We start from the raw sequence: 20,144 nt of genomic DNA on the forward strand, positions 1-20,144 counted from the left end.
TCAGGACCTCCCGTCACCGGTGAGCGCGTGGGTCAGCAGGCTCTGCCGGGCCAGGGAGAACCGCCCCCGGTTCCAGTGGAAGACGACGTAGTGGGCGGCGGCGCGGCGCGGGCCGATCACCGCTTCACCGGACTCGAAGTAGCCGGTACGCCAGCCCTCGGCGGCCCGGCGCACGGCGTCCCCGTGCACCTCGACCGCCGCCCGCCGTTGCGGCGGCAGCGGATCGAGCAGGCTCCGTCCGCCGGCTCGCCAGGCCGCGAGGATGCCCGCGGCGGCGCGCCGGGTGTCCTCGTCGGGCTCGGTGCCCAGCCTGCGGCCGGCGTCGTCCTGGAGCACCTGCCAGACCCCGCGGTGCTCCCAGCCGACGATGCCGAGGCCGTCGAGGAGTTCACCGAGGAGGTACAGGGACAACCGCCAGTCCGCGACCGCCTCCGGTCGGCCCGGTGCCGCGACGGTGTCGTGGTGATCGAGCCAGGCCAGGGAATCCACCGTGAACAGGTCGTGGACGTGCCGCATCGATCGCGGGCCGCCGAAGAGGTAGGTCTCCGGCTCGTACCGCCCGCACAGCGGCGGTTGCGGCTGTCCGTCCACCGCGCGGAAGCGGCGCGTCAGTTCCTCGCGCAGTGCCCCGACATCGGACCGGCCCGCCTCGAACCGGACCCGGAGGCCGGGCGGTTTGTGCATGAAGAAGAAGGAGCGCGCCGCGCCGGCGGAGATCAGGTCGCGGGCCGTGTCTGCGACGGCGCGGTACGTCCGGTGCCAAGTGGCCGGGCCCGGCGCGAGGTTGATCTGCACCCAGCCGTCCTCGGGCCGGTCGTCGCGCAGCGCGGACAGCCCGGCCGTCAGGAACGCGCGGCGCGCGGTCTCGTACTCGGGGCCCGCGGAATCGACCGGTACCGTTCCCCACGGAATGTCGCGAGCGTCCCGGAGGCAGTCGGCCAGCAATCGTTCGACCTCCACCATGGTGCCCACCTCCTCGTGATTCCGGCTCTACTCCTGGGGTTTCCACCATTCGGTCGGATTGAAAAACGGAAGGCAAATATTCATATGATGAAAAAGGGTGCGCCCGCTGCGCGTACGGGACTTCGCGCGCTGAAGGCGCATCCTGCGGGCGGATTCTGAAGCCTTCACCCCCCCTGACTCGATGATCGCCCGCATGTTGGTGAGTGGGTGTCACTTCTGCTCGAACTCCCATTGAAAAAAACGGCGTTGGCGGGTCCGAAAGTGTCAGGGGAGCTCGGCGGGAGCGCCGGTGACGGACCGGGTGGGGTCGAGCAGGTGGGCGAGGCGGTGGGCGGAGGCGGTCCAGGACCAGTGGGTGGCGGCCCAGTCGCGGCCGGCGGCGCCCATCCGGGCGCGGTCCGCCGGCGGGGCGAGGAGGAGGCGGGTGAGGGCGGCGGCCACGTCGGCCGGGTCGCGCCCGTCGACGACGGTGCCGGTGACGCCGTCGAGGACGGCGTCGGGGGCGCCGCCGGAGCGGCCGGCGACGACGGGCAGGGCGGCGGCGGCCGCTTCCAGGTAGACGATGCCGAGGCCTTCGGCTTCGAGGCCGGCCCGGCGGGTGCGGCACGGCATGGCGAAGACGTCGGCCTCGGCGTAGTGGGCGGCGGTGGCCGCGTGGTCGAGACCGCCGGCGAATTCGACGCTGCCGGGCTCGGTGCACCGGTGGGCGAGCGCGCGCAGACGGTCCTCGTACGGGCCCTGGCCGACGAGGACGAGGACGGCGCCGGGGACGGCCCGGCGGATCGCCGACAGGGCCCGGATCAGGACGTCCTGCCCCTTGCGCGGGACGAGCCGGGCGACGCAGAGGATCACCGGCCCGGTGCGGGCCCGCCGGGCGCCCTCGGCACCGGGCCGGAAGCGGTCCGGGTCCACGCCGGGGACGAGGCGCGCCAGCCGGGCGTCCGGGCCGAGGGCGGGGGCGATCCGGGCGCGGGTGTACTCGCCGAGGTAGGTGACGACGTCGACGCTGCGGCCTATCCGGCGCAGCAGGCGGCGGGCGCCGGGGGTGCGGGCCCACCAGATCTCGTGGCCGTGGGTGGTGGCGACGGTGCGGCGGATGCCGTCGGCCTGGCGGAGCAGGCCTGGGGTCATCGCGGCGAGCGGGGCGGCGGCGCCGAACCAGACCCGGTCGCAGCCGTGGGCACGGGCGATCTCGGCGGCGCGGCGGGTGGCCCGGGCGGTGGGCAGCAGGGTGCGGGCCCGGTCGCGGATCACCGGGAAGGGGAGAGCGGCGTCGTGCCGATCGGCGCCCGGTTCGGCGGAGGTGTAGACCACGACGTCGGAGTGGGGCAGCCGGGTGGCCAGGGCGTGGACGAAGGTTTCGATGCCGCCTTGGCGGGGCGGGAAGTCGTTCGTGACGATGAGTGTGCTGCCCATGGGCGGGTGGGACCTCGGTTCGGTGTCGGAGAAGCGGCCGGGGAAGGGATCGGAGGAGGCGTCGGGGAGGGGCTCGGAGCGGGGGAGACGGGGAGGGCCGGCGGGAGGACCCGGGCGAGCAGGACGAGGAGGACCGGCAGCGCGAGGTAGCCGAACCGCCCGGCGGGGGCGAGCAGGAAGGCCAGGGCGAGCCCGAGGGCGAGCCGGTCGGCGGCGTCCGCCGCGTGCCGGGGCGGGTGGGTGAGCAGGGAGGCCGCGAGGGCGGCTGCGGCGAGCAGCAGCAGGCCGACGGCCGCGTACCAGCCGGGCGGGCCGAGGTCGGCGAGCAGCCGTCCGGGCAGCGGGCTGGCGGCGGGGGTGGGCAGGTCGCCGCGGCCGGTGGGGAAGGCGAACACCTGGTGGAGCATCGGCCCGGGCGAGCGCAGGGCGCCGGGCAGGACGAGCAGGGCCGTGCCGCCCACCGCGACGGCGGCGGCGCGCAGGGCGGGGCGCCGTCCGGCGGTGGCGGCGAGCAGCGCGGTGACCACGGCGACGGCCGGCCAGGCCGTCCACTTGAGCGAGCAGGCGGCGGCGAGGGCCAGTCCGGCGGGGGCGGGGCGCCGTCGGGCGGCGAGGGTGAGGGCGAGCCAGCAGAGGCCGGTCATCGGCAGGTCGACGCCGCTGACGCAGAGCGGCAGCGCGACGACGGGCGAGGCGGTCAGCGCGGCGAGGGCGGTCCGCGGGCCGAGGGGTGGGGTGGTCGGCGTGGGGAGGGCGGTCCGCCGCCCGGCGGGCGCGGAGCGCAGCAGGCAGGCGAGGAACGCGGCCGCGCACCAGAGCCGTGCGTCGCCCGCCACCCGGGCGAGCGGCAGACCGCCGAGTGACAGGCCGTCGAGTGACAGGCCGCCGAGCGGCAGTCCGTCGAGCAGGGCCCGGGGGAGTCCGAGGATCGCCATTCCGGGCAGGTACGGGGTGTACTCGGCCACCGTCCGGGGCTCGGCGAGGTACGGCGTTCCGGTGTGCAGCAGCAGGGCCCCGGAGCGTTCGATCACCCCGACCTCGCTCTGCCCCCGGCTGGTCAGCACGAGGGCGAGCAGCGGCACGGCGACGGCCCCGGTGAGTGCGAGGGCGATGGACAGCGGCCGGCCCCGGCGCGTCGGCAGGAGGGCGGCGAGCGCCGCCAGCAGGTAGCCGACGGCGGCGCAGGTGCCCCAGGTGCGGTGCGGGCCGAGGTCGGAGAGCAGCGGGAAGGCCCCGGCCCATCCGGCCGCGAGGAGCCATCCGCCGCACCACGCGGCGGCGTGTCGCCGGTCTGGGGAGTCGTGCCGATTCATCACCCGTTCATTGCATCGTCGCAGGTCAGCCTGGTCATCACGGTCAGGTCGAGTCCTCTGGTCGGGTTTCCCCTACCATCCGTCGGGGCCGTCGCCCGGCGACCTTCGCATCCGATCTGACGTTCGGTGTTCGTCGGATTACGGAAAGTGCCCGCGCTCCCGCTATCGTGTCGGCGTGGTGAGGTCGTGGGATGCGGCAGTGGAGCGGGCGCAGGACCGGCTGGCGGCGGGGCCGCGGCTGCGGGCGGTCGCCGAGGGGGACGAACGGCGGTTCGCCCTCTGGGACTTGGCGTCCCTGGTGGAAGGTGAGCTGGGGGAGCTGGTGGCCCCGGACGAGCTGACGCCGGAGGCCGAGCGCCGGTGGCGCGAGCGGCTGGGGGAGAGCGGCCGGGAGTGGCCCGGCGGCGAGCTGTACCGGCGCCGCTACTGGGTGCTGGACGAGGACGGAGCCGCGGCCGGCACGGTGGCGGTGGACAACTGGACCAAGGGACCCGGCCAACTCGCCGTCTCCTCCCTCTACTTGATCCCGGAGGCGCGTGGCCGGGGGCTGGCCGCCGGGGCGCTGGACGAGGTGTACGCGGCGTCCGCCGCGGAGGGCCTGCCCGGCTTCCGGCTGGAGGCGCACTGGGCCTGGCAGCACGCCGTCCGCTACTACCTGCGCCGCGGCCTCTGGGTGGTCGGCTGGAAGCGTTCGCTGGCCCTGGCCCGGATGCCGCAGCTCCCGCCGTACCGGGTGTGCGAGGAGGGAGGCTGGCTGCACCTGCTGGTCGCGGACCGGGGGTGGGGCTGGGTGCCGATGCTCGCTGCCGGCTGCGAGGGTCGCTGGCTGCGGCTGGACGAGACGCCCGACTACCGGGCGGCCGACGGCTGGGTGCACGAGTACGCGCGTTCGACGCTGGCGCTGCACCTGGCGCTCGCGGGCCGGCCGCTGGTGCGCGGCCCGCAGTGGTGGGCGGAGGCGTGGCGGTGGTCGGACGCCGGGGAGCCGGAGGGGCTGGCCTACAAGATCGAGCACTTCGAGCAGCTGGCCCTGGCGGCGGGCCGCCAGGTGGTCAGTCCGTACCGCCCGGCGGTGGCGGCGTCTGAAACCCCGCCCCCGCCCCCGACCCAGTCCCAGTCCCAGTCCCCGGCACCGGCGCCGGCGCCGAGAGCGGAGGCCCCGGTGGCGGCGGCGCCGGGGCTGGCAGACTCGGGGGATGGCTGAGATCGAGATCGACGGCGCGCCGGCCGACCCGGCGCGGCTGGCCGCACTGGGGCTGCTGAACTACGGGCACTTCACCACGCTGCGCGCCGAGGCGGGCCGGGTCCGGGGCCTGGCGCTGCACCTGGACCGGCTGGTCCGGGACTGCCGGGTGCTGTTCGCCGCCGAGTTGGACCGGGAGGCGGTGCGGGAGCGGATCCGCGCGGTGCTGCCCGCCGACGGCGCGCCGGTGATCGTCCGGGTGACGGTGTACGACCCGGCGCTCGGCCTGGAACGCCCCGGCGCCCCGGCGGTGCCCCGGCTGCTGCTGACCACCCGCCCGGCGGCGGCAGCGGCGCCGGGCCCGCTGCGGGTGCGCACGGTCGGGTACCGGCGGGAGCTGCCGGAGGTGAAGCACGTCGGCCTGTTCGGCCTGGTCCACCACCGCAGGCGGGCCCAACTCGATGGCTACGACGACGTGTTGCTGGTGGATCCGGGCGGCGGCGGGGTGGTCGAGGGCGCCACCTGGAACGTCGGCTTCCTCGACGGCCGCCGACTGGTCTGGCCGGACGGCCCGAGCCTGCCCGGGGTGACCGCCGCGCTGCTGGCCGACGCGTACGGCGGGCCGCAGTCGCGCGAGCGGGTGGACGCGTCCGGGCTGGGCCGCTACACGGCGGCGTTCGCGGCGAACGCGGGCGTCGGCGTCCGGCCGCTGGCAGCGGTCGACGGTACGGCCTTCGACCCGGCGCACCCCGTGCTCGCCGAACTCGCCACCGCCTACGGGGAGATCACCGCCGACCCGGTGTGAGCCCGCCCGGCGCGGGCCCGCAGGCCCCCGGAGGGGGGTGGGGATATCCCCACCCCCGGTCCGCCAGCGGCCTCCATGGTCCGCCGGCCTGGCCTTTTCTAGCGTGGAACCCGTCGACGACCACCGACGATCCCCGAGGGAAGGCCCACCCATGGCACGCCGCCACGACCGCCCATCGACCGAGCCGTACGCCGCCGGACCGTACGCCGCCGGCCCGTACGCGACGGGGGCGTACGGCGGCGGCCCGTACCCCGAGCAGGGCGCCCGTCCGGCGATCGAGCTGCGCGGGGTGCGCCGCACCTACGGCCGCGGCGGCGAGACCGTGCACGCGCTGCGCGGGATCGACCTGGCGCTGGCCCGGGGCAGCTTCACCGCCGTGATGGGCCCGTCCGGCTCCGGCAAGTCGACCTTCCTGCAGTGCGCGGCGGGCCTGGACAAGCCCGACCAGGGGGAGATCCGCCTCGGCGGCGAGGACATCACCCGGCTGAGCGAGGACCGGCTCACCAAGCTGCGCCGCAGCCGGATCGGCTTCGTCTTCCAGTCCTTCAACCTGCTGCCCTCGCTGACGGTGGAGCAGAACGTGCTGCTCCCGCAGCGGCTGGCCGGCGAGCGCCAGGACCGCGCCCGGGCCCGGGAGCTGCTGGCCCAGGTCGGCCTCGGTGAGCACGCCAAGCGGCGGCCCGGCCAGCTCTCCGGCGGCCAGCAGCAGCGGGTGGCGATCGCCCGCGCGCTGATCACCGACCCGGACGTGGTGTTCGCCGACGAGCCGACCGGCGCGCTGGACACCCGCACCGCGCACGAGGTGCTGGGCCTGCTGCGGCGCGCCGTGGACGACCTGGGCGCGACGGTGGTCATGGTGACCCACGACCCGGTGGCGGCCTCGTTCGCCGACCGGGCGCTGTTCCTGGCCGGCGGCGCGCTCGTCGACGAGCTGCACCACCCGCAGGCGCAGGCCGTCGCCGACCGGATGGTCTCGCTCACCGCCCGCCCGGTGGGGGTCGCGGCGTGAACGGGCGGCGTGGACCGATCGACGAGTGGAACGGGGCAGGGGCATGAGCAACGGACTGGCGCGCGCCTCGGTGCGCTTTCGACCCGCCTCCTTCGTGGGCACCCTGGTCGCCCTGCTGCTGGGCGCCGCCGTGGTGGTGGCCTGCGGCGTGCTGCTGCAGACCGGTGTGACCGCGAGCGTCGCACCGCAGCGGTACGCGGGCGCCCCGGTGGTGGTCGCGGCCGACCCGGTGGTGCGGATCACCGCCAAGGTCGGCCGCGACACCGAGACCAGGGAGCAGACCACCCCCGAGCGGGCCCGGACGGACGCCGCCCTGGTGGGCCGGATCGCCGCACTGCCCGGGGTCGCCGCCGCCCGCCCGGACAGCGCCTTCCCGCTGCCGGCCGGCACCGGCACCCCCGCCCTGACCGGCCGGGGCTTCGCCGCGCTCGGCATCGCCGGCCCCGCCGACCAGCTGGTCGAGGGCCGTGCGCCCGGCGCCGACGAGGTGGTGCTGGACGCCGACACGGCGCGCGCCGCCCACCTCGCGCCCGGCGCGAAGCTCACCCTCACCGCCCCCGGCGGCACCGGCGACTACCGGATCTCCGGCCTGGCCGCCGCCCAACCGGCCGGCCCCACCGCCTGGTTCGCCGACGCCACCGCCGACCGCCTCTCCGGCCACCCCGGCCGGATCGACGCGATCGCCGTCCAGCCGCGCGAGGGCGTGGACCGCGCCGCGCTGGTCGCGCAGGTCCGCCAGGCCCTCGACGCCCAGGCCCTCGGTGCCAAGGCCGCGGACACCCGGGCCGCGGACGCCAAGGCCGCCGGCACCCCGGCCCTCGGCCTTGAGGCCAAGGCCGAGAGCGGCGGCGCCAAGGTCTTCACCGGTGACGGCCGCGGCACCGTCGAACAGCCCGCCATCGGCGAGGCCCGCACCCTGCTGATAGGGCTCGGCGGCAGCTTCGGCGGCTACGCCACCATGACCGCGATCTTCGTCGTGATGAGCACCGTCGCCCTGGCCACCGGCCAGCGCGCCCGCGAGTTCGCCCTCCTGCGCGCCATCGGCGCCACCCCGCGGCAGATCCGCCGCACCATCGCCACCGAGGCGATGCTGGTCGCGCCGGTCGCCGGGGCGCTCGGTATCCTGCCCGGACTGGCCCTGGCCCGCTGGTGGTTCGACGAACTGACCTCGCGCGGCGCCGTGCCGCAGGGCGTGCGGCTGGACGTCGGCCCGCTGCCGATGCTCGCCGCCGTCCTCATCTGCACCCTCGCCGCGCTGACCGCCGGATTCCTGGCCGCCCGCCGCCCCGCCAAGCTGCGCCCCGGTCAGGCGCTCGGCGCGGCCGCCGTCGAACCGGGCCACCCCGGCAAGGTGCGGACCGTCATCGGGCTGCTCTTCGCCGCCGGCGGCGTGGTGGCCGCCGCCTTCGCGGCCGCCCTGGACGGCATCAACGCCGCCAACACCGCGCTCGGCGTGGTCATGTGCTTCATGCTGGCCGTCGCGCTGCTCGGCCCCTGGGTGGCGCGGGTCGCCGCCACGGTGTTCGGCGCCCCGCTGCGGGCCGGCGGCGCCCCCGGCTCGCTGGCCGCCGACAACACCCGCGCCAACGCCCGCCGGCTGGCCTCCGCGATCACCCCGATCGTGCTGGTCACCGCCTTCTGCGGCACCCTGCTGTTCCTCCAGAGCACCATCAGCCACGCCACCGGCGCGAACGTGCGGGACGGCATCGTCGCCGACCACGTGATCGGCTCCACCGGCCCCGGCCTGCCCGCGGGCACCGCCGGGCGGGCCGCCAAGGTGCCCGGTGTGGACGCCGCGGTCGGCGTGCTGCGCACCGCCGCCGTGTACACCCACGACATGCAGCTCGGCTCCGCCACCGCGCTCGGCGTCGACGGCGACCCGGCCCGGCTGTCCCGGGTGCTCGACCTGGGCGTGCGCAGCGGTTCGCTCGCCGACCTGGGCCGCGCCGCCGATACCGTCGCCCTGGACGCCACGCTGGCCGACGCCCTGGACGTCAAGGTCGGCGACCGGGTGCCGCTGCGGCTCGGCGACGGCACCCCGGTGCAGCCCGCCGTGGTCGCCGTCTACGACCGCGGGCTCGGCTTCGGCCAGGTGCTGCTGCCCCGGGCGGTCGTCGCCGGGCACGTCACCGCCGGGTACGACAGCCAGGTGCTGGTCGCCGACGCGCCGGGCGCCGACCGCGCGGCGGTGGCGGCCGCGCTGGCGGGCCTCGCGGGCCCCGGCGGGGCGACCGTGACCGACCGGGCCGGATTCGTCGCCCAGTCCGACAAGATGATGGAGCTGAACGCCTGGGCCAACACCGTGATGGCCGGCGTGCTCGGCGGGTTCGCCGCCGTCACCGCCGTCAACACCCTGGTGATGACCGTCCTCGACCGGCGCCGCGAGGTCGCCCTGCTCCGGCTGGCCGGCACCACCCGGCGCCAGGTGCGCGGCATGATGCGCTGGGAGGCGCTGCTGGTCGCCGCGACCGGCCTGGTGATCGGCGGGGGGATCGCCTGGGTCGCCCTCGTCCCGATCGCCCGGGGCGTCGCCAACTCCTCCCCGTACATCCCGCCGGCGCTCGCCCTGCCGCTGGCCGCCGGAGCCGTCCTGCTCTGCCTCGGCGCGACCGGGTTGCCCGCCCGGGCCCTGCTGCGCACCCGCCCGGTGGCACTGGGCGCCGCCCGGCAGTAGCGGAGGCCCGCGCATGCTCGAAGGGCCCCGTCCGGTACCGCCGGACGGGGCCCTTCGAGCATGCGCGGCACCTGCTCGAGGATCGCTGGACGGGCACACCAGAGCCTCGCTCGTACGGGTGACAAAAGCCGGGCCGAGTAGGCGCAATGGGGTAGCCGGGAAACTCCAAACCCCTTTATTGGAGCTGATCGTGATGTCGGATCAGCTACGCTCTCGCCCGCCCCGCCCGTCCCGCCCGACCCGCCGAAGCAGAGAGTAGCCCGACATGAGCAGTCCTCCCGCGGCCGCCGCGCCCCGCTGGCCGCTGATCCTGCTGCGCACCACCGCGACCACCCTGGCGGTCCTGGCCCTGCTCCAGGTCATGCTGGCCGGCAGCTTCCTCAACGGCACCTACGAGTCCCTCAAGGACCACGAGGGCAACGCGATGACGCTGGCCACCGTGGTCCTCTGCCAACTGGTGGTGGCCGCGCTGGTGCGCCGGCCCGGCCGCGGCCCGCTCTGGCCGCTGTGGACCACCGCCGTGCTGACCGTCGCCGTCGTCGGCCAGATGGCGGCCGGCTACGCGCGGTCGATCAGCGTGCACGTCACCCTCGGGGTGCTGCTGGTCAGCGGGGTCCTGTTCGGGCTGGTCGGCGCCTGGCGGCTGCCGCTGCCCGCCCGCGCGGACCACCTGCCCGAGCCGGACGGCAGCGGACGCCTGCCGCGCCCCGGCGGGCCGCTGGAGGTGTCCAAGTGAACCGTCGCCGGTTCCTGGGCGTCGGCGCCTCCGTCCTCGGCGCGGGCGCGCTGGCCGCCGTCGCGGGCCCCGCCGCCGCCCGGCTGTTCGCCGAGGGCCACCCCGGCCGGCTGCTCAGCAGCGGCCTCGACCTGCCCGAGCCGTTCCAGGTCCCGCTGCCGGTGCCCACGGTGCTCCAGCCGGTGCGCACCGACGCGACGGCCGACTACTACGAGATCACCCAACGGGTCGCCGAGCTGGAGATCCTGCCCGGCGTCAGGACCGAGGCCTGGACGTACGGCGGCACCTTCCCCGGGCCGACGGTGGTCACCCGGTCCGGCCGGGCGGCGGTGGTCAAGCACCGCAACGAGCTGCCGGTGCCGTCCGTGGTCCACCTGCACGGCGGCCACACCCCGGCCGACAGCGACGGCTACCCCGTCGACCTGCTGCTGCCGGTCGGCTCCTCCGGCGCGGGCCGGGGGGCGCCGGGCATGCCGGGGATGTCCGACATGCCCGGCATGCAGGGGATGGGCCACGAGGCGGGGCGCACCGCCGAGGGCGAGCGCACCCACACCTACCCGGGCAAGCAGCGCGCCGCCACCCTCTGGTACCACGACCACCGGATGGGCTTCACCGGCCCCGGCGTCTGGCGCGGCCTGGCCGGCTTCCACCTCGTCCACGACGACGAGGAGAGCGCCCTGCCGCTGCCGCGCGGCGACCGCGACCTCCCGCTGATGCTCGCCGACCGCTCCTTCGCCGGGGACGGCTCCTTCCGCTACCCCGCCCTGGACGAGGACCTCGCCTCGCCCGGCGTCACCGACGACTACATGAACGGCGTCCTCGGCGACGTCATCCTCGTCAACGGCGCCCCCTGGCCCCGCCTCGACGTCGACCGCGCCCGCTACCGGCTGCGCCTGCTCAACGCCTCCAACGCCCGCCCCTACCGGCTCCGGCTCGACCCGCAGCCCTCCGGCGGCGACGCCCTCGTCCAGATCGGCTCCGACGGCGGCCTGCTCGCCGCCCCGGTCGCCCACGACGTGCTGGAGATCGCCCCGGCCGAGCGCTTCGACATCGTCGTCGACTTCTCCCGCTACGCCCCGGGCACCTCGGTGCGGCTGCTCAACCTCTTCGGCAGCGGGCGCACGGCGGAGGTGATGCGCTTCGACGTCTCCGGCAAGAAGGTCAGCGACGACTCGACCGTGCCCGACAAGCTGTCCACGATCGAGGAACTGGACGCCTCCGCCGTCGACGTCACCCGCAAGTTCATCTTCCGGCGCAGCGGCAGCTACGGCTGGACCATCAACGGCGACCTGTACCGGCCCGGCCACGACCTCGCCCGGCCCGCCCTCGGCAGCACCGAGCGGTGGCGCTTCACCTCCGACCTGCACCACCCCGTCCACGTCCACCTCAACCAGTTCCAGGTGCTCAGCCGCAACGGTCGCGACCCGGGCCCGTACGACGGCGGCTGGAAGGACACCGTCGACCTGCGTCCGGCCGAGGCGGTCGAGGTCCTGGTGCGCTTCACCGACTACCGGGGGACGTACATGATGCACTGCCACAACCTGGAGCACGAGGACATGGCGATGATGGCGGACTTCACCGTGCAGTGAGCAGGGCCTGGGGGTTTCATCCGGTCGGCTTCATCCGGTCGGCCGAGTGTCGGAGGGCGCGCGGTGCGCGCTCCGGCACTCGTGGCCTAGCGTCGCGGGGAGACGTACCCCGCCCGCCGCCCGCCGTTTCGTCCTCCCGCCGACCCGCTGTCCCGCTGTCCCGCCGACCGAGGAGCCGCCGCGCATGACCACCCCCGCCGAACGCCGCCGGCACGGCCGGGCCGCCCGCGACCGCGTCTCCCGCTCCGCCCACGGGCGGTGGATCCCCGCCGCCGACCGGCCCGACCCGGTCGAGGTACTGGTGCGCCAGGGCGAGGACCGGGTCGCCCGGCTGCTGCCGATCCGCTACGGGCGGATGGCCGACACCCCCTTCGCCTACCTGCGCGGCGCCGCCGCCGTCATGGCCGCCGACCTCGGCGCCGTCCCCGACACCGGCCTCACCGTCCAACTGTGCGGCGACGCCCACCTGGTGAACTTCGGTCTGTTCGCCTCGCCGGAACGCGCCCTGCTCTTCGACGTCAACGACTTCGACGAGACCCACCCCGGCCCCTTCGAGTGGGACGTCAAACGGCTGGCCGCCAGCATCGCCGTCGCCGCCCGCGACCACGGACAGGACGAGGACCGCGCCCACCGCGCCGCCCGCACCGCCGTCCAGGGCTACGCCACCGCCATGCGCCGCCTCGCCGGGCTCGGCGAACTCGACGTCTGGTACTCCCGGATCGACGCGGGCGACCTGCTGGCGCCGCTCCGCAAACCCCGGCAGCGCAAGCAGGCCGAGGCCGACCTCGCCCAGGCCCGCCGCCGCACCAGCCTGCACGCCTTCGGCAAGCTCACCGAGGAACGCGACGGGCAGCGGCGCATCATCAGCGCGCCACCGCTCATCGAACCGCTGAAGAAGAACGAACTGCTCGACATCGGCAAGGTGTTCAGCGACTACCGGGCCACCCTCGCCGAGGACCGTCGCGTCCTCCTCGACCGCTACCGCTTCGTCGACGCGGCGATGAAGGTCGTCGGTGTCGGCAGCGTCGGCACCCGCTGCTACATCGTCCTGCTGGAGGGCCGGGACACCCGGGACCCGCTGTTCCTCCAGCTCAAGGAGGCCGGACGGTCCGTCCTGGAGGACCACCTGCCGCCCACCCGGGTCGACGCCGAGGTCTCCGTCCACCACGGCGGGCGCCGCGTCGTCACCGGCCAGCACCTCATGCAGGCCGCCAGCGACATCTTCCTCGGCTGGACCACCGGCCCCGCCGGGCGCCACTTCTACGGCCGCCAACTGCGCGACATGAAGGGCTCGGTCGAGGTCGCCGACCTCACCCCGTCCGGCCTGCGCGCCTACGCCGACCTGTGCGGCCGCACCCTCGCCCGCGCCCACGCGCGCACCGGCGACCGCCTCGCCATCGCCGGCTACCTGGGCGGCGCGGACGCCTTCGCCGAGGCGATCGCCGACTTCTCCGTCCGGTACGCCGACCAGACGGCGCTCGACCACGCCGAACTGGTCGCCGCGATCGACGCCGGCCGGATCGTCGCGACCCCGGGCGTCTGAGCACGGCGCGCCTCCCGGCGGGTGCGCTCCGGGGCCGGGGGTACGGGGGTGCGGGGTGGGGGGTGCGGAAAACGGGTTGCCCCGGCAGGCGCGGTCGGCGTTGGCTGGCCCGCATGACCGAACTGCGCACCGACCGCCTTCTCCTGCGCCCCTGGCGGGACACCGACCTCGCACCCTGGGCCGCGATGAACGCCGACCCCGAAGTCCGCGAGCACCTCGGGGACGTCCTCACCCGCGAGCAGTGCGACGCCTCGGTGGCGCGCTTCGAGGCCGAGAGCGCGGCGCGCGGATACGGCTGGCTGGCCGTCGAGGTGCGCGCCACCGGCGAGTTCGTCGGCCTGGCGGGCCTCGACGAGGTCGACGAGGGCCTGTCCTTCACCGGCGTCGAGATCGGCTGGCGCCTCGCCCGCGCCGCCTGGGGCCACGGCTACGCCACCGAGGCGGCCCGCACCGTCCTCGCCCACGGCTTCGACACCCTCGGCCTCCCCGAGATCCTCGCCGTCACCACCGCGACCAACCACCGCTCGCAGGCCGTCATGCGCCGCCTCGGCATGACGTCCGACCCCGCCGACGACTTCGATGACCCGACCGCCCCCGAGGGCCCGCTGCGTCCCAACGTGCTGTTCCGCCTCCGCCGCGAGCAGCGGGCGGGCTGAACGGCGGGCTGACGGCGGGCCGACCGCGGGCCGAGAACGGGCCGACGGCGGGCGCGTCCCGGGGCTCGGCGCCGTTGTCAGTGGCGTGTGGTTGGGTGATCCACATGCTGGCGATCGGGGTGCAGGAGAACGACGGGACGCGCCACCTCCGGGTGGAGGCGGCCGAGTTGGCGCGGTTGGTGCGGCGGATCGGCGCGAAGGGCGACCGCTTCCTGGTCGCCCAGCGGATACCGGACCTGCCGGACGTCTTCATCCAGGTGTGGCACGCCGAAGGCGGCGAGTACACGCTCGAACACCGCGACGGCTCCGCCGCCCGGCACTTCGAGGTGCGCACCGACGGTCCCGAGGCGGTCATCGCCGCGATGACGGGCTGGGCGCAGCACGAGCCGGGCTGGGGCGACGGCCTGGACTGGCAGCCGCTCGACCTGGGCCCGCAGCCGGAGCCCGCCCCGCCGCTCGACGTGCCCGCCGACGACCTGCGGCAGTTGCACGACCGGCTGCGCCTCACCCTGGCCGGCGGCTACACCACCCGCGCCGAGCTCGCCGAACTCGCCGAGGACCACCTGGTCTCCGGCGACCACCGCCCGCTCTCCCGCGACCAGGCCGAGCAACTGGCCGACCGGCTCTGGCTGGAGCGCGTCGGCGAGCAGACCGGCTGGATCGGCGAGACCGACCCGGAACGCCTCACCCGGGCCTTCGCCGCCCTGGAGGAGGCCGGCATCACCGCCCGGGAGCACTTCAGCTGCTGCGGTTCCTGCGGCGACGCCGAGATCGCCGCCGCCGGGGCACCGGACGCCCGCGGCTACGTCTACTTCCACACCCAGGCCACCGACTCCGCCGCCGCCGGCCACGGCCTCACCCTCCGCTACGGCGGCTTCGACGCCTCCCCGCTGACCACCACCGCCATCGGCCACGAGGTGGCCGCCGCGCTCACCGACGCCGGCCTGCCCGCCCGTTGGAACGCCGACCCCTCCCGCGCGATGGAGATCCGCCCCCTCCTCTGGCGCCGCCGCCTGGCCGGGTGAGGCCCGTGGCTCCGGCGGGGAGGCGGGTGGGTCACGGCACCAGGAGGTGGAGGGCGCCGGGCGCGGCGCTCACGTCGACGGGGAGGGCCGCGATGAACTCGCCGTCGGCGTAGGCGGTGATGGCGGGGGAGTCGATCCGCAGGGATGCGGTGCGGTGGGTGGTGACTTCGGGGTGGGCGGTGTGGGTGCCCTTGAAGAGGGTGGGGAAGAAGCGGGCGATGCGCAGACGGGGCATGGCGGCGACGAGGGTGAGGTCGAGGAGCCCGTCGTCGGGGAGGGCGTCGGGGCAGATGAGCATGCCGCCGCCGTAGCTGCGGGTGTTGCCGACGGCGGCCAGGGTGAGGTCGCGTTCGATGACGGTGCCGTCGGCGAGGGTGATGCGGAAGGGCAGCGGGCGCAGGTTGGCGAACTCCGCGAGGATGGCCAGGTTGTAGCGCATCCGGCCGCGGGGCCAGCGCAGGCGGTTGGCGCGGTCGCTGACCAGCGAGTCGAAGCCGGTGGCGAGGACGGAGCCGTACCAGCGGGTGGTGCCGTCGGCGGCGGTGACCAGGCCGAGGTCGACGGTCCTGGTGCGTCCGGCGGCGACGACGTCGGCGGCGGCTTCGGGGGTGGCGAGCGGGAGGCCGTACGCGCGGGCGTGGTCGTTGCCGGTGCCGGCGGGTATCACGCCGAGCGGGACGGCGGTGCCGGCGACGGCCTGGAGCGCGAGGTTGACCATGCCGTCGCCGCCGACGGCCACGACGGCGTCGACGCCGTCCGCCACGGCCCGGCGGGCGAGGCGGACGGCGTCCTCGGGGTCGCGGCCGGCGTGCCGGTCGACGTGGAGGCCGAGGGCGTGCAGACGGGCGACGGCCCGGTGGGCGGCGGGCGCGGCGTGGCCGGCGCCCGCCGCCGGGTTGCTGAGGACGGCCACTCGCCTGATGGCTCGCGGACCGCCGGTCACGGGATCAGCTTGCCGGGGTTGAGGATGCCCGCCGGGTCCAGTTCGGCCTTGACGGCGCGCAGGATGCGCACGCCGAGCTCGCCGATCTCGTCGCTCATCCAGGGCCGGTGGTCGGCGCCGACGGCGTGGTGGTGGGTGATGGTGCCGCCGGCGGTGACGATGGCGTCGCCGGCGGCGCGCTTGGCGGCGGCCCACCGGGCGAGCGGGTCCTCGCCGAGGGCGGCGACGACGGTGAAGTAGAGCGAGGCGCCGGTCGGGTAGACGTGCGAGACGTGGCAGAGGACGAGGGCGCCGGGCAGGGCGGCGGTGAGGGCCTCGGTGACGGCGGTCCGCAGCCGCGGGAGCCGGCTCCAACTGGCCGCGGTCTCCAGGGTTTCGCAGAGGGCGCCGGCGCTGAGCAGGGAGTCCCGCAGGTAGGGGGCGTTGAAGCGGCCGTGTTCCCAGGCCCGGGCGGGGGCTTCGCCGAGGGAGGTGGCGCCGGCGGCGAGCAGGGTGTCGCGGGTGAGCCGGTGGCGGGTGGCGACCTGTTCGGCGGTGCCTTCGAAGACGGTGACGGCGAGGCAGCCGGTGACGGCGGGGGCGCCGCCGATCTGCTCGGTCATGGCGAGGTTGACCATCGTCTCGGCCTCGTCGGAGAGCCGGATGACGGTGGGGCCGGTGCCGGCCTGCTCGACGGCGCGCAGGGCGGCACTGCCGGTGGCGAAGTCGGGCAGGCTCCAGGCCTCGTAGGCCTTGACGGCGGGCAGCGGGTGGACGCGGAGCCGGACGGCGGTGATGACGCCGAGGGTGCCTTCGGAGCCGAGGAAGAGTTCGCGCAGGTCGGGGCCGGCGGCGGAGGCGGGGGCGCGGCCGAGGTCGAGCACCCCGGCGGGGGTGACGACGCGCAGGCCGCGGACCATCTCGTCGAAGCGCCCGTGGCCGGCCGAGTCCTGGCCGGAGGAACGGGTGGCGGCGAAGCCGCCGAGGGTGGCGTAGCGGAAGCTCTGCGGGTAGTGGCCGAGTTCGTAGCCGCGCTCGGCGAGCAGGGCCTCGGCGGCGGGGCCGGTGAGGCCGGCGCCGAGGACGGCCTCACCGGAGGTCTCGTCGAGGTCGTGGAGCCGGTCGAGGCGGCGCAGGCCGAGCGAGATGACGGCGGTGAGGCCGCCGCGTTCGGGGTCGAGGCCGCCGACGACGCTGGTGCCGCCGCCGAACGGGACGACGGCGATGCGGCGTTCGGCGCAGAGCGCGAGGACGGCGGCGATCTCCTGCTCGTCGCCGGGCAGCACGACGGCGTCGGGCGCGTCCTGGGGAGCGCGGCTGCGGCGGCGCAGCAGGTCGGGGGTGGACTTGCCGCCGGCGCGGGGGAGCCGGTCGGCGTCGGCGGCGCTGACGTTGGTCTCTCCGACGGCGGCGGCGAGGGCCTTGAGGTCGTCGGCGGTGATCCGCGAGGGGTACAGGAGGACCTCGTCGGCGGCCGGTCCGGGGGCGGCGTCGCCGGTGACGCCGAGGGCGGCGGCGAGCAGCCCCTTGATGTCCGCGGACAGCTCCTTGGCGAGGGCCGGGTCGCCCCAGGCGTCCCACTTCATCGGGGGGAGCGGCAGCGCGGCGCCGGCCGGTCCCGCTTGCGTCTCAGGTGCCATGCGTTACAGTTTCACACATCATGTCAAGTAGTAACGCCGAGTCCCCTGGCAGTCCCGCGCGCAGCACCGACGACGCGATCCTGGACGCCGCCGCCGACCTGATCGTCCATCTCGGCGTGCGCCGAACGCAGTTGGCGGAGATCGCCCGCCGCGCCGGGGTCAGCCGGCCGACCGTCTACCGGCGCTGGCCGGACGTCCGGGCGGTGATCGGCGCCCTGCTCACCCGGGAGATCCGGGCCACCCGGGAGGGCGTCGCCCTGACGCTCGGGGGCGACGGCGCCCCGATCGGCCGGGAGGCCTTCGTCGACGGGGTCGTCGAGGTGGCCGTCCGGCTGCGGGACCACCCGGTGCTCGGCGCGCTGCTGCGCTCCTCCGACTCCGACCTGCTGCTGGAGTACGTCGTCGAGCGGCTCGGCACCAGCCAGCGCGGCCTGCTGGAGGCGCTGCGGGCCGGCATCGAGCAGGGGCAGGCGCACGGTTCGATCCGGGCCGGGGAGCCGGTCGAACTGGCCGCCATGGTCCTGCTGATCGCCCAGTCCACCGTCCAGTCGCACCGCATGGTCGCCTCCCTGCTGTCGGAGGCCGCCTGGCGGCGCGAACTGACCAGAGCACTGAACGGATACCTCGCGCCATGACCTCGACGCCCGCCGGATCCTCCGCCGCTCACTCCGCCGCTCCCTTCGCCGGCTCCAGCCGACTCGACGCCGGCCGGCGCCAGGCGGAACTCGAAGCGCTGGGGGACCGCCCGCGGGTCGACCTGCTGGTGATCGGCGGCGGCGTCACCGGTGCCGGGGTGGCCCTGGACGCCGCCTCGCGCGGGCTGCGCACGGTGCTGGTCGAGTCCCGCGACCTGGCGTTCGGCACCAGCCGCTGGAGCTCCAAGCTGGTGCACGGCGGCCTGCGCTACCTCGCCTCCGGACGGATCGGGGTGGCCCGGGAGAGCGCGATCGAGCGCGGCGTGCTGATGACCCGCACCGCCCCGCACCTGATCCGCGCGCTGCCCCAACTGGTGCCGCTGCTCCCGGGGTTGCTGCGCCCCGGGCAGGCCTCGCTGATCCGGGTGGGCTTCCACGCCGGGGACGCGCTGCGGATCGGCGCCGGGACGCCGGGCGCGCTGCTGCCCCGGGTGCGCCGGATCGGCGCCGCGCGGACGCGGCAGCTGGTGCCGGGCGTGCGGACCGCCGGGCTGTCCGGCGCGCTGGTCGCGCACGACGGCCAACTCGTCGACGACGCCCGGCTGGTGGTGGCGCTGGCGCGAACCGCGGCGCAGTACGGCGCCACCGTGCTGACCAGGGTGCGGGCGGAGTCCGTGACCGGCAGCTGCGCCCGGCTCACCGACACCGTCACCGGGCAGTCGCTGACCGTCGAAGCCGGCGCGGTGGTCAACGCCACCGGCGTCTGGGCGGGCGAGGTGGACCCGTCGATCAGGCTGCGCCCCAGCCGGGGCACCCACCTCCTGGTGGACGCCGCCGCGCTCGGCCACCCGACCGCGGCGCTCACCGTGCCGGTGCCCGGTTCGACCAGCCGCTTCGTCTTCGCGCTGCCCCAGCAACTCGGCCGGGTGGCGATCGGGCTGACCGACGAGGACGCGCCCGGTCCGATCCCGGACGAGCCGCAGCCCGCCGAGGGGGAGCTCGCCTTCCTGCTCGACACCGTCAACGCCGCCCTGAGCACCGCGCTGACCAGGGCGGACGTGCGCGGCGCGTACGCGGGGCTGCGGCCGCTGATCGACACCGGGGGCGGCAGCACCGCCGACATCTCCCGGGAGCACGCGGTGCTGGAGTCGCCGTCCGGGCTGGTCACGGTGGTCGGCGGCAAGCTCACCACCTACCGGCGGATGGCCGAGGACGCGGTGGACGCCGCCGTGCGGCTGCGCGGCCTGCCGGCCCGGGCCTGCTGGACGGCCCGCCTGCCGCTGGTCGGCGCCCCGGCCCACCGGGACAGCCGCCCGCTCCCGGCGGGCGCCGTGCCCGGCTCGCTGCTCGCCCGCCACGGCGGATCGTCCCAGGAGGTGGTGGCCGCCGGGGAGTTGACGCCGATCGCGGAAGGCCTGGACGTGACGCGTGCCGAGGTCGCCTACGCCGTCACGCACGAGGGCGCGTTGGACGCCGCCGACGTGCTCGACCGCCGGACCAGGATCGGCCTGGTCGCCGAGGACGCCGAGCGGGCCCGGAAAGCGATCGAGGAGATCGTGGCGCAGCGCCTGTAGCGGGCGGGCGGAGGGCTCAGCGCGCCGCGCGCTCCGGCATCGGGTGCTCGGCTCCCGCGACCTCCAGGACGCAGGAGTACGGGTGCTCGGCCGCGCCCGTGCGGTCCAGCCGCACCGAGAGCGGCAGCGGCGGCTCCTCGGCGAGCTGGGCGGCGAGCGTCAGCGGGTAGACGCCGTGCCCGTGGACGCGGTGGAAGGCGCACTCCTTGCCGTCCACCAGCAACTCGGTCTCGGTGATCCAGCCGGAGCGGACGTTGACGGTGACCGAGTGCCCGGCCTGGTCGAAGTGGAAGCTGTACCGCTGGCGCATGGGGAACCTCCCGCGCGGGGGCCGCCGGTCGGGGCGGACCAGGGGATCCACCGCCAGTCTAGGCCCGGACTTCGCACATGGGGTTTTAGGTCTCCAGCCAGCGGGGTCGGGTTTCGTCTATGCCGAGGAGTTCGAGTAGGTGTGCTTGGAC

Annotated in this window: 17 protein-coding genes; 11 read left to right on the forward strand and 6 right to left on the reverse strand. The window is 75.9% G+C overall.

Features of this window, described 5'->3' with window-relative positions; all coding sequences use genetic code 11:
• The 3 genes from AB0P03_RS34715 to AB0P03_RS34725 form a co-directional block, all read right to left on the reverse strand.
• Complete coding sequence (locus AB0P03_RS34715) at positions 1-963, reverse strand: thiopeptide-type bacteriocin biosynthesis protein (protein WP_363632563.1); 963 nt, start codon at positions 961-963, stop codon at positions 1-3.
• 264 nt (positions 964-1,227) lie between these two features.
• Positions 1,228-2,277 (reverse strand): glycosyltransferase family 4 protein, encoded by a 1,050-nt coding sequence (locus AB0P03_RS34720; protein WP_363632564.1) that lies wholly within the window; start codon positions 2,275-2,277, stop codon positions 1,228-1,230.
• Positions 2,214-3,692, reverse strand: a complete 1,479-nt coding sequence (locus AB0P03_RS34725) for a hypothetical protein (RefSeq protein WP_363632566.1) — start codon at positions 3,690-3,692, stop codon at positions 2,214-2,216. The genes AB0P03_RS34720 and AB0P03_RS34725 overlap by 64 nt, the downstream gene beginning before the upstream one ends.
• A gap of 175 nt (positions 3,693-3,867) precedes the next feature.
• On the opposite strand from AB0P03_RS34725, the gene AB0P03_RS34730 reads away from it, so the two are divergent.
• The 9 genes from AB0P03_RS34730 (at position 3,868) to AB0P03_RS34770 (ending at position 14,912) form a co-directional block, all read left to right on the forward strand.
• On the forward strand, positions 3,868-4,896 hold the full coding sequence (locus AB0P03_RS34730; protein WP_363632567.1) for a GNAT family N-acetyltransferase: 1,029 nt from the start codon (positions 3,868-3,870) through the stop codon (positions 4,894-4,896).
• Positions 4,889-5,680 (forward strand): aminotransferase class IV, encoded by a 792-nt coding sequence (locus tag AB0P03_RS34735; RefSeq protein WP_363632569.1) that lies wholly within the window; start codon positions 4,889-4,891, stop codon positions 5,678-5,680. Before AB0P03_RS34730 ends, AB0P03_RS34735 begins: the two co-directional genes overlap by 8 nt.
• A 151-nt stretch (positions 5,681-5,831) precedes the next feature.
• On the forward strand, positions 5,832-6,689 hold the full coding sequence (locus AB0P03_RS34740; protein ID WP_363588284.1) for an ABC transporter ATP-binding protein: 858 nt from the start codon (positions 5,832-5,834) through the stop codon (positions 6,687-6,689).
• Between the two features lie 43 nt (positions 6,690-6,732).
• Complete coding sequence (locus AB0P03_RS34745; protein ID WP_363632570.1) at positions 6,733-9,363, forward strand: FtsX-like permease family protein; 2,631 nt, start codon at positions 6,733-6,735, stop codon at positions 9,361-9,363.
• 265 nt (positions 9,364-9,628) lie between these two features.
• A complete protein-coding gene (locus AB0P03_RS34750) occupies positions 9,629-10,099 on the forward strand; it encodes a hypothetical protein (protein ID WP_363632571.1) in 471 nt (156 codons plus the stop codon).
• Positions 10,096-11,688, forward strand: a complete 1,593-nt coding sequence (locus AB0P03_RS34755) for a multicopper oxidase domain-containing protein (RefSeq protein WP_363632572.1) — start codon at positions 10,096-10,098, stop codon at positions 11,686-11,688. Before AB0P03_RS34750 ends, AB0P03_RS34755 begins: the two co-directional genes overlap by 4 nt.
• A gap of 184 nt (positions 11,689-11,872) precedes the next feature.
• Entirely contained in the window at positions 11,873-13,231 is a 1,359-nt protein-coding gene (locus tag AB0P03_RS34760; RefSeq protein ID WP_363632574.1) for a DUF2252 domain-containing protein, read from the forward strand.
• A gap of 113 nt (positions 13,232-13,344) precedes the next feature.
• Entirely contained in the window at positions 13,345-13,887 is a 543-nt protein-coding gene (locus tag AB0P03_RS34765) for a GNAT family N-acetyltransferase (protein ID WP_363579646.1), read from the forward strand.
• A 104-nt stretch (positions 13,888-13,991) separates the two neighbouring features.
• Positions 13,992-14,912, forward strand: a complete 921-nt coding sequence (locus tag AB0P03_RS34770) for a hypothetical protein (protein WP_363579677.1) — start codon at positions 13,992-13,994, stop codon at positions 14,910-14,912.
• Positions 14,913-14,943: 31 nt separating this feature from the next.
• Here AB0P03_RS34770 and AB0P03_RS34775 read toward each other — a convergent pair whose 3' ends face one another.
• On the reverse strand, positions 14,944-15,855 hold the full coding sequence (locus tag AB0P03_RS34775) for a diacylglycerol kinase (RefSeq protein WP_363632576.1): 912 nt from the start codon (positions 15,853-15,855) through the stop codon (positions 14,944-14,946).
• Positions 15,852-17,420 (reverse strand): FAD-binding oxidoreductase, encoded by a 1,569-nt coding sequence (locus tag AB0P03_RS34780; protein ID WP_363632582.1) that lies wholly within the window; start codon positions 17,418-17,420, stop codon positions 15,852-15,854. The genes AB0P03_RS34775 and AB0P03_RS34780 overlap by 4 nt, the downstream gene beginning before the upstream one ends.
• Positions 17,421-17,494: 74 nt before the next feature.
• Here AB0P03_RS34780 and AB0P03_RS34785 point away from each other — a divergent pair, with 74 nt between their 5' ends.
• Positions 17,495-18,109 (forward strand): TetR/AcrR family transcriptional regulator, encoded by a 615-nt coding sequence (locus AB0P03_RS34785; protein ID WP_363579644.1) that lies wholly within the window; start codon positions 17,495-17,497, stop codon positions 18,107-18,109.
• Complete coding sequence (locus AB0P03_RS34790; protein ID WP_363632577.1) at positions 18,106-19,683, forward strand: glycerol-3-phosphate dehydrogenase/oxidase; 1,578 nt, start codon at positions 18,106-18,108, stop codon at positions 19,681-19,683. The genes AB0P03_RS34785 and AB0P03_RS34790 overlap by 4 nt, the downstream gene beginning before the upstream one ends.
• 16 nt (positions 19,684-19,699) lie before the next feature.
• On the opposite strand, the gene AB0P03_RS34795 is transcribed toward AB0P03_RS34790, so the two are convergent.
• Positions 19,700-19,993 carry a hypothetical protein gene (locus AB0P03_RS34795; protein ID WP_063349769.1) on the reverse strand — a complete coding sequence of 98 codons (294 nt, stop codon included), beginning with the start codon at positions 19,991-19,993 and terminating at the stop codon, positions 19,700-19,702.
• Between the last annotated feature and the right edge of the window lie 151 nt (positions 19,994-20,144).

The organism is Kitasatospora sp. NPDC088779 (genome assembly GCF_040685395.1).
In the GTDB taxonomy this organism is placed as follows: domain Bacteria; phylum Actinomycetota; class Actinomycetes; order Streptomycetales; family Streptomycetaceae; genus Kitasatospora.